The organism is Ruegeria faecimaris, assembly GCF_900182615.1.
Taxonomy (GTDB): domain Bacteria; phylum Pseudomonadota; class Alphaproteobacteria; order Rhodobacterales; family Rhodobacteraceae; genus Ruegeria; species Ruegeria faecimaris.
The window spans coordinates 78,595-92,020 of sequence record NZ_FXTE01000007.1 but is presented as its reverse complement, the minus strand read 5'-3'; the positions used below and the strand labels follow the sequence as shown (position 1 = coordinate 92,020).

Here is a 13,426-nt window from a genome sequence, read left to right as displayed (position 1 = left end):
TCGCAACAGCTTACGAATGGCTTGTGCTGAAAAATCGAAACTACGATTGAGGATTCTGAAAGGCGCATTTCCCTTTTGCAGAGACCCCGCATCGCCCTTTACGATTCCGGGAATTCTGACATGAAAAGGATTGGGCGTTGTCAAAGGGCAGTAAAAGAAGCGGTCGAAATGCGCGTCTTGCGCAACGCGCAGCAGAGCCCGCCATAGATCCGTGCCCCCCCGGGCAAGCCGGTGGTCGCTTTCAACCTTTGACACAGTCCGAAGTCAAACAAATATACAATACCGCCTTAAGGCTTCTGGAAACTCTGGGCATGGGCGAGGTCCCGGACAGGCTGGCCAACGACCTGCGGTCAGCCGGTGCACAAACCGGACAGCAAGGGCGGCTGCTATTTCCTCGAAACTTGGTTGAAGACGCTATTGGGTCCGCTGCCAAGACTTTCTCCTTTCATGGCCGGGACGAAGCGCGCTCGATCGAAGTGGGCGGAAATCGTGTGTTCTTTGGCACCGGCGGTGCGGCGGTGCAGACGCTGGATCTGGAGAGCGGCCACTATCGCCCATCCACGCTGGCCGATCTGCATGATTTCACGCGGCTTCAGGATACGCTGGCCAATGTCAGCTGGTTTACGCGCTGCTGTGTCGCGACTGATCTGCCAGATGTTTTCGATCTGGACGTGAACACGGTTTACGCTCTGGTTCGCAATACCACCAAACCGATTGCCACGTCGTTTACCCTTGCCGAACATGTGGCCCCGATCGTCGAAATGCTCGACATCGTTGCAGGCGGGCCGGGTGAGTTCGCTAAGCGGCCGTTTCTGAAGGCCCATATCAGCCCGGTGATTTCACCGCTGCGCTATGGCGAGGATGCGGTGGATGTTGTCTATGAATGTATCGCACATAATATCCCGATGTCCTGCATTACCGCCGCACAGGCGGGCGCCACAGCACCCGCGACACTCGCCGGGTTTCTGGCGCAGTCTTTGGCCGAGACACTGGCCAGCCTTGTTATGGTCAACGCGATCAAGCCTGGGTTTCCGATGGTGTTTTCGAACTGGCCTTTCATTGTTGATTTACGCACAGGATCCTTCGCAGGTGGCAGCGGTGAGACCGCCATCCTGAACGCGGCGTCGGCACAGATCACTAACGCACTGGGGCTGCCTTCGGGAGTGGCCGCCTCGATGACTGATGCCAAAGCTATCGACGCACAGTACGGGGCCGAGAAAGGAATGACCTCGCTCGCTGCGGCGCTGGCTGGCGGCAATCTGATCTACGAAAGCTCGGGCATGACCGCTTCGTTGCTGGGCGTCAGTTTCGAAGGGTTCGTCCTTGACGACGAAATGCACTCTCACACCTATCGCGCTTTGCGCGGCATCGAAGTGACCGACGAAAACCTGGGATTCGACGCCATTTGTCATGCGGTACTGGGCGACGGTCATTTTCTGGGAAGCGCCCACACCTATGCTGCGATGGAACGGGACTACTTCTATCCAGCGCTGGCTGACCGGAACGAACCCCGGACATGGCAGACCGAAGGGGCCGCAGATGCGTGGACGGTTGCCCGCCGGCACGCAAAGGACATCCTGGCACGACATCATCCGCAATACCTGACCGAAGAACAGGACGCTGAAATCCGCAGACGGTTTCGCATTCTCTATTAGACTTACGTCGACCGACTCTAGCCAGTAGGCTTGCAGCACATACACTCAGATGAGGCCCTCATGACAAACCCCTTCTTTCAGCCGGTCTCGGCAATGGAGCTTGCGCGTTTCGCCGGCGTCCCCACGTTCATGCGCCTTCCCGGACTGACCCCCAAAGACGACCGGATCAACGAAGTTGATATTGGGATCATCGGGATCCCGTGGGATGGCGGCACCACAAACCGCCCAGGCGCGCGGCATGGGCCTCGGCAGTTGCGCGACTATTCGACCATGATCCGCGCAATGAACCCGGTCACCGGTGTAGCTCCTTTTACCATGGTGAATTGCGCCGATCTGGGTGATGTCGCGCCGAACCCGGTGGACATCGAAGACACCATGAACCGAGTCACGTCTTTCTATGACGATCTGACCGAACGGGGCATAACGCCGCTAACCGCAGGCGGCGACCACCTGACCACCCTGCCCGTCTTGCGCGCTCTGGCCAAGTCGGAGCCATTGGGCCTTATTCAATTCGACAGCCACACCGACCTGTTCGACAGCTATTTCGGTGGCTACAAATACACCCATGGCACACCGTTTCGTCGTGCCGTTGAAGAGGGCCTTGTGGACCCCAAGCGCTTTGTCCAAGTCGGCATACGCGGTACGGCCTATAACACAGAAGATATCGATTGGGCCGAGGCACAGGGCATCCGCATCATCCGCATCGAAGAACTGTTCGACCGCGGCATTGACGATGTCATGGCCGAGGTGCGGGAGATCGTCGGAACAGGTCAGACCTATTGCACCTATGACATCGACTTTGTGGACCCCACCTATGCCCCCGGCACTGGCACGCCGGAAATTGGCGGGCCAAACAGCTTTCAGGCGCAGCAGGTGATCCGCCAGTTAAGCGGTGTCAATCTGGTTGGTGCTGATCTGGTCGAGGTCGCACCCCCCTTCGATGCCGCTGGGGGCACGGCCTGGCTGGGCATCTCACTGATGTTCGAGCTACTGTGTGTTCTGGCACAGGCCGTAGACGCCCGCCGCTAACCGGTGTTTTCGGCAATCATCGAGATCATCTCGAACATCACCGCCGCCGCGGTCAGGGCGGTGATATTGTTGGGGCTGTCCTTAGTGGGCATCATGCAAACAACGTCACCGCCGACAATGTTCAAGCCGCGCGCGGCACGCAGGATACCAATGGCTTCGTCAATGTCGAACCCCTTTTCGCCCGGCTCCAGATTGGACACCGCCGGAGCGATTGTCGGGTCAAGGCAATCCAGATCGAAGGTGATATAGACCGGGCGGTCACCTAGAACCTCTTTGGTCTGCGCCACTACATCTGCAAGCCCGCGCTGACGAAATTCGCGCATGGTGACGATGTTGTACCCATAGTCGTAAGAAGGCTGCAACCAGTCCAGGCTGCGCGGATGGCCTCGCAGGCCGATCTGCATCGACCGGGTTGGGTCAACCTGCCCCTGATCCGCCAGATAGGCCCCCCAATGGGCGGCGGATTTCTTTGCCCCCAGAAAGTGGTCGACCTTGGTGAACACATCCGTATGCGCATCCAGATGCAGAAAGCTGATCGGCTCTCCTCCGGCCAGCTTCCCGCAGCCCAGCGCCTGTACGATCCCGCCGGTAATGGAATGGTCACCGCCAACTGACACCGGGCGAGCACCTGCTGTATCTATGTCCTTGTAAAAGGCGGTAATGCGTTCGATGCAGTCTTCGTTGTCGTTGGCGCGCGGAAAGGGTACATCGCCGACATCGGCAATCTTGGCGCGGCTCCAGGGGTCGATCTCAAAAACCGAATGGACCCTGCGCTGTACCGCCGAGACATTCCGCAAGGCGCGCGGGCCCAGATGCTGATCCCTTTCGGTTGTCCCGTTTCCGGTCGAATGCGGCACACCGACAAGTGCAATATCCTGCCCCTCGGGTCCGATATTGGGACAGCGGAACATCGTCGGTATGCCCCACCAGTACAAATTGTCCATCATGGACTGCTCATAGCGGTCGACCATTTCTTCCTCCGGTAAAAAAAAGCCCCCGGCTTGGGCCGTGGGCATAGAAGTTCAGATTCTTTCGTCTTCTCGCCGGAATGCGCCCTGAACAATACGGTCCATGACCATAGCAAGGAACAAAATGGCAAAGCCGCCCAACAGGCCGGGCCCCTTGGCTGCGTATTGCAACGCCTCAAGGATTTCCTTGCCCAGCCCTCCGCCACCGATCAGCGAAATGATCACCACCATCGATAGGCACATCAGGATGGTCTGGTTCACCCCGGTCATGATCGACGGCAAGGCCAGAGGTATCTCGACATCCTTCAACAGCTGCCATTTCGAAGCCCCAAAGGCCACTGCAGCCTCTTTGATACTGTCGGGCACTCCGCGCATGCCCAGCGCGGTCAGTCGGATGACCGGCGGCATGCCAAAGATGATCGTGGCTAGAATGCCGGGCGGGTTGCCGGTGCCAAAGAAGGCGATAATCGGGATCAGATAGACGAAGGCCGGCAAAGTCTGCATCAAGTCCAGCACGGGCTCTGCCGCGCGGCAGGCACGCCTGGACTTGCCAAACCAAATGCCCAGTGGAATGCCAAAAACAACGCATAACAGCACCGCCGCACCGACCAGCGCCACGGTTTCCATCGCCACATCCCAATATCCCAGCAAGGCGATATAGGCCAATGAAGACGCCGTGAAGATCGCCACTCGGGGGCCTGCAGCCCGCCAAGCCGTCACACATATCACCAGCATCACAACCGGCCAAGGCGACCCGATCAGCGCAATGGTCAGGGCATCCAGAACCGACCGAACCCCAGCGACAATCCCATCGAATACGTCCCCGCCAGCAAGAGCGGCCGCATCTATCTGCGCCTCCATCCAGCTTGCAAGGTTTGAAAACAGGGTCCCGCCGCCCTCACCCAATATCAGTGCGGACACTTCTTTTTCGGGGAATGCATCCAACATGGCCAGCGAGGCATTGACCGTGAATTTGTAGACGATCAACGGCCCAATCGCCGCAACAAGCACAGCCCCCAGCACCATATTTCGCCTGGACTGGCCACTTTCGGTACTGTCCGGATCGGTCCGCCATTTTGAATACTGTTTTTCATAGACGCGGTCGGCATAGAAGCCCTGTGCCAGTTTGAAGACCAGCAGCATCAGCAATCCGGTGATCATGATGCTCAGCGCTTCAGACTGCGCGGCCGCGGCTTTTCCAAAGCTGGCATCGGCGGCTTTCTGTATATTCGCTGCCAGCTTGGTGAAACGGTCAATATCGGCCTTCTCTGTCGCATCGGCCGCCCGCGCCAGCAGCTCGTCGGCGCGTGCCTGCTGACGTTCGGCACGTTCCACCATGTCAGCGCCCGGATTGCCCCAGGCACCACGCCCGATCTGAACCCAAGCGATGATTTCCAGGATCAGGAAGGTCCAGAACATCCCCCAGATAGCTCGTGATGCTGACCACAAAGGCCCCAGAACCGCGGCCCAGAGATTGAACGTATTCGGAACCGCGCTGGTTGCATCATGGATCTTGTGAAACGCCTTGACGTAATAGTCCCCGTTCGGACCAGCAAACTCGTGAATGGACCGATCCAGTGCCTCATGGTCGACCTCGATATCCGAGGCGGCGGTGACTTTCACTTCGGTGGTTACATCAGTCATTTTTGCCCCCCTGAATTCCGCGCAACAGGCGCGGTTTGGTCACGACGCCCACGTCCTGTCCTGCATCGGTGATGATCACCGGCAGGTCCGTGTCGACAGCCAGGTCGATCAACTGATCCAGATCGGCCCCCTCATCCGCGCGCGGCGCGCCGTCGGTCGGGCCGGAATAGCTGTCCAGTGGCTCCATGATTGAATGCGCCTTGACAAGTTTCAGTTTGGAGATGCCCTGAACAAACTCGCGCACATAGTCATCAGCCGGATTCATCACGATGTCTTCCGGTGTGCCAATCTGAACGATGACACCATCTTTCATGATCGCAATCCGGTGGCCAATGCGGATCGCTTCGTCCAGATCATGGGTGATGAACAACGTCGTCTTCTGCAACTGAGCGACCAGCGCTTTGAACTGGTCCTGCAACTGCAGCCTGATCAGCGGATCGAGCGCAGAAAAGGGCTCGTCCATTAACAGGATTTCCGGATCAGAGGCCAGCGCGCGGGCAATTCCAACACGCTGCTGCATCCCGCCCGACAATTCTTTGGGCAAGCGATCTTCGTACCCGGTCAGGTCCACCAGACCCAGCGCATGGTCCGAGACTGCCCAGCGCTTGGATTTGGACACTTTTCGAATTTCCAAAGGATAGGCCACATTGTCTCTGACAGATCGGTGCGGCATCAGCGCCATATGCTGGAAAACCATCCCGATCTGCTGCGCGCGGATACGGCGCAGCTCAGCCTCGGATATTTTGGATACGTCCTGGCCCAGAATCTCGATCTTGCCTGAGGTCGGCTCGATCAAGCGGTTCACGTGGCGCACCAGCGTGGATTTCCCGGATCCCGAAAGACCCATAATGCAGAAGATTTCGCCGCGCGGGACTTCGAAAGACGCACCCTGTACGCCGACCACACAATTATACCTTTCAAGAACTTCAGGCTTTCCAATCCCTTCATCCCGTACTGCGGTCATGGCCTCCTCTGCCCGCGCACCGAAAATCTTCCAGACATCTGTCAGCTTAACGACTGTTTCGGTCATACTTGCCCCTTCAATGCAAAACAGGCCGCCAGGCATTCCCGGCGGCCTATCTGTAATTCAGTTCCGAGCGTTACCGATCACTCTGACATCCAGTTCAGAACCGCATCTTCGTTCGCACCGACCCATTCTTCGGCATATGCGAGCGGCTCTTTGCCATCTATGACAAGCGCATAAGTCATGGCCGAGACAGCGGCAGTATCCAGTTTCATGTTGGACAACAGCCGAGCAACCTCGGGGTACTCATCCTCAAGAGATTTGGCATAGTGAAGGTGCAGATAGGCCAAATCCCAGGCGACACCTGCTTCGGATTTCTCCAGCCAATCCGGATCATCCGTGGGCTGCAGGACATTCCATTTTGCCGCGTCATAGGCTGGCTCTTCCAGGATCTGAAGATCATGCAGTTCAAACACGTAATGCGGCGTATAGCAGAAACCCACCCAAGGCTCACCCGCTTTGATCGCGTTATCAAGGTTCGCATAGGCGACGGTTTCGTCTATCTCGGTCAGTTCCATGACTTGGTCATAGCCATATGATTTGGCCCGGATTTTCTCGACATTGGTCGACGCCCAGCCGGGGGCACCGATCCATACTTCGCCCTGCCCGTCGCCATTGCTGTCGAACAGTGCCGCGATGTCAGGATTGGTCAGGTCGTCAATGGACCGGATATCATTGGCATCAGCGGTCGCCTTGTCGACACACATTCCCTGAAATGCCTCAACGCCATTGGAATTGAAGGTAACTGTACCCTTTTCGGTTACATAGGTGTCATGCAGGTTCTGCTGGTTCGGCATCCACACTTCGGGGTGTACGTGCATGGCGCCGGAATCCATCGCCTCGAACACGATCGGGTTGGTGCCATTCTGAAGCTCGACCTCTAGCCCCAGATTTTGTTCGATCGCAACCTTTAGAATGTGCGCTGTTGCATTTACCGATGGCCAGTTCGGCACACCGATCACAATGTCAGCAGCAAAAGCAGGCACAGCGACCATCATCGACGCGCCTCCCAGTAACATAGTGAGTTTGTTCATATTATTTCTCCGTGTTGGGCGTTCGAGGCGCTGTTCTTCTTACCCTCTGGGCAGCGGTACGCCTGTCAAACGACATCGGGATGACGTTCCATCCCCCTTTCTTAGCCAGTTACCGGGCGCGCCGGTTTGACAGGAAAATTCAAACATGCCGACACATGACCCATCAAGAACAACATGCCACAAATCGATATATGCGTCTTTCTCGAATATTAGTTTCGGTTTATTCTGATCTTGATCGATATGACGCCTGAAATAGGTGCAGCCGATTCTTGAGTGGGCTTGTCTGCCATCAATATCCCCTAAGCGGCGCCATCTCAGACAGGGGCACAGATTTTATCCAGTCAGTCCTCAGATCCCAGTACAAGATCCTGCTTCAGGATGAAGTCCCCAAACGCGTCCGTCAGCGTTTGAAAGCGCGAGCGTTGCGAGACATAAAGATACACCTGCCTTTGATCTTCGAGATCAGCTATAGGACGGAAGACGATAGCCTCAGGAAGAGACCGTGCAACGGTTTGCGGCAAAACCGTCACCCATTCCTCGGTGCGCACCAATGCGATCAGTGAATGGGTGTTCTGAATGGTCACACCGGCCTTCGAAATCGCCGCGTGAAACCGCGGGGACTGAACCAGATCGCACAGAGCATTGCGTATGAAGGGAACCGAAGCCACCTGTTCGATGGTTGGCATCTCCGATTGCTGTGCCAGCGGGTGAGCAGCCGTGCAAACCACCCCAAACCTGTCTTCGAACAAGGGCGTGGCTGTGACCCCGTTTAGCGCAAGATACCCGGATGCAATACCGATATCCGCTTTTCCTTGCACAACTGCGTCCAGTACCTGCTGTGTATCGGTATCGCGGAGCTCGATCCTGATATCGGGGAAATGGCTATTCATGTGACTCAGCACCTTGGGAAAGGCAAGCGCCGCCACCGACGGCACAGACACGATCCGCAACAGCCCGTACTCTGCGCTGGCTATTGCCTCGATATCCTGAACTGTTTGATCGAACTGTCTAACCTGCTTCAAAGCCAAATCATGAACCTGCCGACCCACTTCTGACAGTCGATTTTTGCGCTCTCCCTCGAACAGCTTCTTACCCAGGTGCTCCTCAAGCTGCTTCAGCGTCATCGACACCGCCGATTGCGTTCGTCCAAGACGGTCGGCGGCCTCGGTCAGATTACCAGTCTGCACAACCGTGCAAAAACTGCGCAGTGTTTCAATCTTGATCGCCATACTTCAGTTTTTCTGCAATTTGTTTCATTTAATTGAGTTTGACTGATGTTCGCCAAAAAATCCATCCTAGGTCAAATGAAATCGCACTGGGGCGTAACGTGACACAACTGAATCTGATTGCTGGCGAATGGCTGGCAGGTGAGTCTGAAATCGAAAACCGCAATCCTTCGGACCTGAGCGATCTGGTCGGCATGTTTGCACAGGCCAGCGCTGACCAGCTTGAGGCGACGCTGGATCAAGCCCGTGTTGCACAGGCTGAATGGGCCGCCTATGGCATCGAACGGAAGCAAGCCGTTCTGAACGCTATCGGCAATGAAATGATGGCCCGGGCCGAAGAACTGGGTACGCTCTTGGCGCGCGAAGAAGGCAAGCCGCTGGCCGAAGGCAAAGGCGAAGTGTTCCGCGCCGGGCAGTTCTTTACCTACTACGCAGCTGAATGCCTGCGTCAAATCGGTGAGAACGCGGATTCTGTGCGCCCCGATATCGAAGTAGACGTTCGCCGCGAAGCTGTCGGCGTTGTCGCCATCATCAGCCCATGGAACTTCCCTACCGCGACTGCCTCGTGGAAGATTGCTCCAGCACTGTGCTATGGCAACGCGGTTGTGTGGAAACCCGCCAACATCACCCCGGCATCCGCTGTCGCACTGACCGAAATCATCGAACGTCAGGACATCCCCAAAGGTCTGTTCAGTCTGGTCATGGGTTCGGGGCGCAGCATCGGGCAACGCCTGGTCGAAAGCCCCAAGGTCAATGCAATTTCCTTTACCGGGTCAGTCCCGGTCGGCAAGGGTATCGCAGCAGCCGCCATCCAGAACCTGACCAAAGTTCAGATGGAAATGGGATCAAAAAACGCGCTGGCTGTGATGGACGATGCCGATCTGGATCTGGCCGTTACTCTGGCATTGGGAGGAGCGTTTGGCGGCACCGGACAGAAATGTACGGCGTCTTCGCGCCTTGTCGTGCATGCGGGTATCCATGACGCGTTTGTCGAAAAGCTGGTGGCCGGTGCGCAAGCGATGAAGGTCGGCCACGCGCTGGAGGAAGGCGTGCAGATGGGTCCCGTCGTCAGCCAACAGCAGCTGAGCGAAAACCTGGCCTATGTTGATCTGGGCAAATCCGAAGGAGCCGAGCTGGCCTGTGGTGGAACCCGGCTGGAGATGCCTCATGACGGGTTCTACATGTCGCCGGGCGTGTTTCTGAACACCAACAACGACATGCGCATCAACCGCGAAGAAATGTTCGCGCCCCTGACCTGTGTCATCAAGGTTGGCAGCTATGACGAAGCGCTGAGCGTCGTCAACGACACCAACTTTGGCCTGACCTCGGGCATCGTGACCAAATCGCTGGCCCGCGCCACGCATTTCCGTCGCAATGCGCGCACTGGTGTTGTGACTGTGAACCTGCCCACTGCAGGCACCGACTACCACGTGCCTTTTGGCGGCCGCGGCGACAGCTCTTACGGGCCGCGCGAACAGGGTAAGGCTGCGGCCGAGTTCTATACCACGGTCAAAACCGCCTATATCAGCGCGGGCCCCGTGTGATGCGGATCGACGGGCTACAATATGCCAACTGGTCGGAAAAGATTTTCCGCCAACTGCGTGACGGGGGCGTGGACGCGATCCACGTCACCATCTCGTACCACGAGAACTTTCGCGAAACGGTTCTGAATTTCGAGAAATGGAACCGCTGGTTCGAACAATACCCGGACCTGATCATGAAAGGGCGCTGGGCCAGCGATATCGATACGGCTCGTAAAACGGGCCGGACGGCTGTGTTCTTTGGCTTTCAGAACCCCTCGCCCATCGAAGACGATATCGGGCTAGTCGAAATCCTGCACGATCTTGGCGCCCGTTTCATGCAGCTGACCTATAACAACCAGTCCTTGCTGGCGACCGGCTGTTATGAGGCCGAAGACACAGGCATCACCCGTATGGGCAAGCAGGTGATCAAAGAGATGAACCGCGTAGGTCTTGTAGTGGACATGAGCCATTCGGCGGACCGTTCCACCATCGAGGCCGCTGAATTGTCCGAGCGTCCCATAGCCATCACTCACGCGAACCCGTATGATTGGTCGCCCGCGCTGCGTAACAAGCGTGACGATGTCATTCGTGCTGTGACGGAAAATGGCGGGATGCTTGGCTTTTCGGTTTATCCCCACCATCTGAAAGATAAATCCGACTGCACGCTGGACAGTTTTTGCGAGATGATCGCACGCGCCGCCGACAAATACGGCGCGCAGCATCTGGGGATCGGCACAGACCTGTGTCAGGATCAACCCGACAGCATTGTGGAATGGATGCGGGTTGGCCGCTGGACCAAGGAAATCGACTATGGCGAGGGATCCGCTTCGGCACCAGGCTTTCCGCCCATGCCGGGCTGGTTTCAGGACAACCGAGATTTTGGGAACATCGAACAAGGGTTACGCGCGACCGGCCTGAACGATGACGAAGTGGCCGGGATCATGGGCAGGAATTGGTATCAGTTCTTCGCCGAGAACTTCGTCCCACAAGGGTAACACTATGAATACACGCGTGCAGACTGAAAATGTCAGACGTGATCCCGCGATGGTCATGCGGCTGTCGCGGCTGGGCTCGCTGCATCAATGCCGTCTCAGCTTTATGCGGCAACTGACCCGCCGTATGGCGCAGGAAAACTGGAGTTTTTCCCGCCCTGCGTTCGAGATTGACGAACACGGCGTTGGCCATGCGGTCTATACCGCGCAAGGCCCTGATCACGCATATTCTCTTGTGGCGTTTGCCCATGATCTGCCGCCCGAAAAACGCTCGGACCGGGTCATCGCCGAGGCCTGGGATGCCACCTTCGCGCTATTTGACGGCATTCCGACGGCGGATGATATTCACCGCCTGTCGCAAAACGTACCAGTGCAAGAGGCCGGGCGCGTCAGCGAGTCAGAACTGTCATTGTCGCGCGCCAACCGGTCAGTCCGCCTGTGGGCACATGTGGTCGACCGTCTGGCCGCTGGTCAACAACCTGATCTGGAACAGATTTATCAGGTTGGCTACCTGATGCGGACAACCGCCGTGTATGGTTCCGGCAAGTTTGGGGCTGCAGATCGCGAGAAAACAGCCAGTCGCCCCGAGGTCAACGGCCCGTTCCAGACCGAGATGTTGTCGGTCTACCTGACCCGGACCTTTGTGCGCGATCTGGTGCAGCATATGGCCCAAGTGAAGGGCGGCGATCAAACCGCGCAGTTAGATCCGCAGATCGCCAGTTGGCTCGGCATTGGCAATTCCACAGGTCTGGGCATGGCCCCGTTCATCGTCAACCATCCGATCTTGTTCAATAACTGGATCATGGCGCGAGAGGAGGCCATCGCCCGTGTACGGTCGCTCTTGAGCGCCTCGGAAGATGAGGCCCGTCAATTCCGTGGCATCTATGATCGTAGCAAACTCTCGATGTCCTGGTGGCAGTCTGAGCATCCGGTCCAGCGCGATAAGCTGGCGGCGCTCAACAACGATCTGCAGGCAATCTCTGGGTATCTGGACAGGGATGATCTGACGCAGAACCAACCCTGGGATCGGTTGATCCTGTGGTCGCAATCCGCGCTGAGCGAGGAGGGCCAGGAACTGCTCGCCTCGCTTATCCTTGAGCCCTATGGCGAATTGGTCGATGGGCTGAGCTGTTGTATGGCCGACAGTAATTCAAGTGCCCATGTGATTGATGGATCAATGTCGGTAGGCGCTGCGCGCGATCTGATCAGTAACAGTTTTGGCTGGGCCTTGGATCTGGATTGGAACGCAGCGGAAAACTGTGCGCGGGCCTGGTATGTCTCCGAGGAGAAGCTGGAGCCGCGACTGGGTGAGCGCTTTGAGGAACCGATAGCCGGTTACGAACAGCCCCTTGCCCCGGCCCGTGACGCCGCGATGGCGTTTAAGGCACTTGCCGAATGGGATACTCGCTCCTCCGTTGCAGAGTTTCTGCTGCGCCATCCTGAACATCGCCACACCCTGCGCCGCGCTCAAATGAGCCGAGTAGCCCCCTATGGTGAAATCCACGACAACACGATCAGCGCCGCTGTCCTGCCTATCGACATGCTGCGGGCCAAGCTGTCGTTTTTTGGGGCAACCCATTTTGACCCCCGGTCGGACCGCTGGGTGCGGATCTGCATGTACTCCGGCGCACCATATCCTGATGAGCTAACGCCGGAAAATGCCGATCTGTGGGTTTATCCGGAGTTGCCGCAATGACCTATTCACTGAACGAGATCGAAGCCACCTCTAAACGCGCTGCCCGAGGGGCAGGGTATGCCTGGGGTCTGGCAGAAGAGGCCGCCAAAGCCACACGCTGGTTGTGCGGGCATGGGCTGGACGGGACGGCAGAGCTGGCCCACCTGCTGGACTTGGGTTTGGCTGCGGCGCCGGCAGATCACAGACCAGATGCGATGCAGGGCCCATGGCAGGGCAAGGGCGCTTTGTGCCCTCTGGCCACTGGCACCTTGCTGTCGGATTGTGCCGAACAGCTGCGCGCCGGACCGGTTGAGATGGCCAACATTGCAATCCCTGCCCTGTTACTGCCCTTTGCTGCCTATGCGGCACGTGAACTCAAGGGCTGTGTGGTGCTTGATTGTGATGGGCATCTGGCGGCATGTGATGGGTATTCCGTGTCGACCCCAGATACCTTACCCGCCCAGGCGCGCAGGGTGGTGGTTTCGCTGGGGGAACAGCGCACAGGCCCCAGCCCACATCAGACCCGCGCCGCCCCGACTGATCAGGCTTGGGCAACGCTGAATCGCTTTGCCCACCGCACCTATGCCCCCGCAACCGAGGAATCCCGCCTGCTGGGTGCAGGGGCCGGGCTTTCTGATAATGACTGATGAGGTACT

Annotated in this window: 11 protein-coding genes; 6 read left to right on the top strand and 5 right to left on the bottom strand. The window is 57.5% G+C overall.

The genetic code is table 11. From position 1 onward, the window contains the following. The first annotated feature begins 137 nt into the window (after positions 1 to 137). Positions 138 to 1,655 carry a trimethylamine methyltransferase family protein gene (locus FN806_RS12935; protein WP_142637775.1) on the top strand — a complete coding sequence of 506 codons (1,518 nt, stop codon included), beginning with the start codon at positions 138 to 140 and terminating at the stop codon, positions 1,653 to 1,655. A 60-nt stretch (positions 1,656 to 1,715) separates the two neighbouring features. Further along, positions 1,716 to 2,684, top strand: a complete 969-nt coding sequence (gene speB / locus FN806_RS12930) for an agmatinase (RefSeq protein WP_142637773.1) — start codon at positions 1,716 to 1,718, stop codon at positions 2,682 to 2,684. Here speB and FN806_RS12925 read toward each other — a convergent pair. The 5 genes from FN806_RS12925 to FN806_RS12905 all read right to left on the bottom strand — a co-directional run bounded on the left by FN806_RS12925 (position 2,681) and on the right by FN806_RS12905 (position 8,583). Next, entirely contained in the window at positions 2,681 to 3,655 is a 975-nt protein-coding gene (locus FN806_RS12925) for an arginase family protein (RefSeq protein ID WP_142637771.1), read from the bottom strand. The genes speB and FN806_RS12925 overlap by 4 nt on opposite strands. A gap of 51 nt (positions 3,656 to 3,706) precedes the next feature. Next, entirely contained in the window at positions 3,707 to 5,296 is a 1,590-nt protein-coding gene (locus FN806_RS12920) for an ABC transporter permease (RefSeq protein WP_142637769.1), read from the bottom strand. Next, positions 5,289 to 6,326: a quaternary amine ABC transporter ATP-binding protein gene (locus tag FN806_RS12915; RefSeq protein WP_142637767.1), complete on the bottom strand. Its 1,038-nt coding sequence runs from the start codon at positions 6,324 to 6,326 to the stop codon at positions 5,289 to 5,291. The genes FN806_RS12920 and FN806_RS12915 overlap by 8 nt, the downstream gene beginning before the upstream one ends. Positions 6,327 to 6,403: 77 nt before the next feature. Then, on the bottom strand, positions 6,404 to 7,354 hold the full coding sequence (locus FN806_RS12910) for an ABC transporter substrate-binding protein (protein ID WP_142637765.1): 951 nt from the start codon (positions 7,352 to 7,354) through the stop codon (positions 6,404 to 6,406). Positions 7,355 to 7,695: 341 nt separating this feature from the next. Next, the gene (locus FN806_RS12905; protein WP_142637763.1) at positions 7,696 to 8,583 is read right to left on the bottom strand and encodes a LysR family transcriptional regulator; all 888 of its coding nucleotides are present in this window, start codon (positions 8,581 to 8,583) and stop codon (positions 7,696 to 7,698) included. A gap of 98 nt (positions 8,584 to 8,681) precedes the next feature. On the opposite strand from FN806_RS12905, the gene FN806_RS12900 reads away from it, so the two are divergent. The 4 genes from FN806_RS12900 to FN806_RS12885 are packed head-to-tail and all read left to right on the top strand — an operon-like array spanning position 8,682 to position 13,417. After that, positions 8,682 to 10,124 carry an aldehyde dehydrogenase family protein gene (locus FN806_RS12900; RefSeq protein WP_142637761.1) on the top strand — a complete coding sequence of 481 codons (1,443 nt, stop codon included), beginning with the start codon at positions 8,682 to 8,684 and terminating at the stop codon, positions 10,122 to 10,124. Beyond that, entirely contained in the window at positions 10,124 to 11,098 is a 975-nt protein-coding gene (locus FN806_RS12895) for a membrane dipeptidase (protein WP_142637759.1), read from the top strand. Before FN806_RS12900 ends, FN806_RS12895 begins: the two co-directional genes overlap by 1 nt. A 4-nt stretch (positions 11,099 to 11,102) precedes the next feature. After that, positions 11,103 to 12,791, top strand: coding sequence for a hypothetical protein (locus FN806_RS12890; RefSeq protein WP_142637757.1), 1,689 nt, complete (start codon positions 11,103 to 11,105; stop codon positions 12,789 to 12,791). Then, entirely contained in the window at positions 12,788 to 13,417 is a 630-nt protein-coding gene (locus FN806_RS12885) for a DUF3726 domain-containing protein (RefSeq protein ID WP_142637755.1), read from the top strand. The genes FN806_RS12890 and FN806_RS12885 overlap by 4 nt, the downstream gene beginning before the upstream one ends. Positions 13,418 to 13,426: the final 9 nt, after the last annotated feature.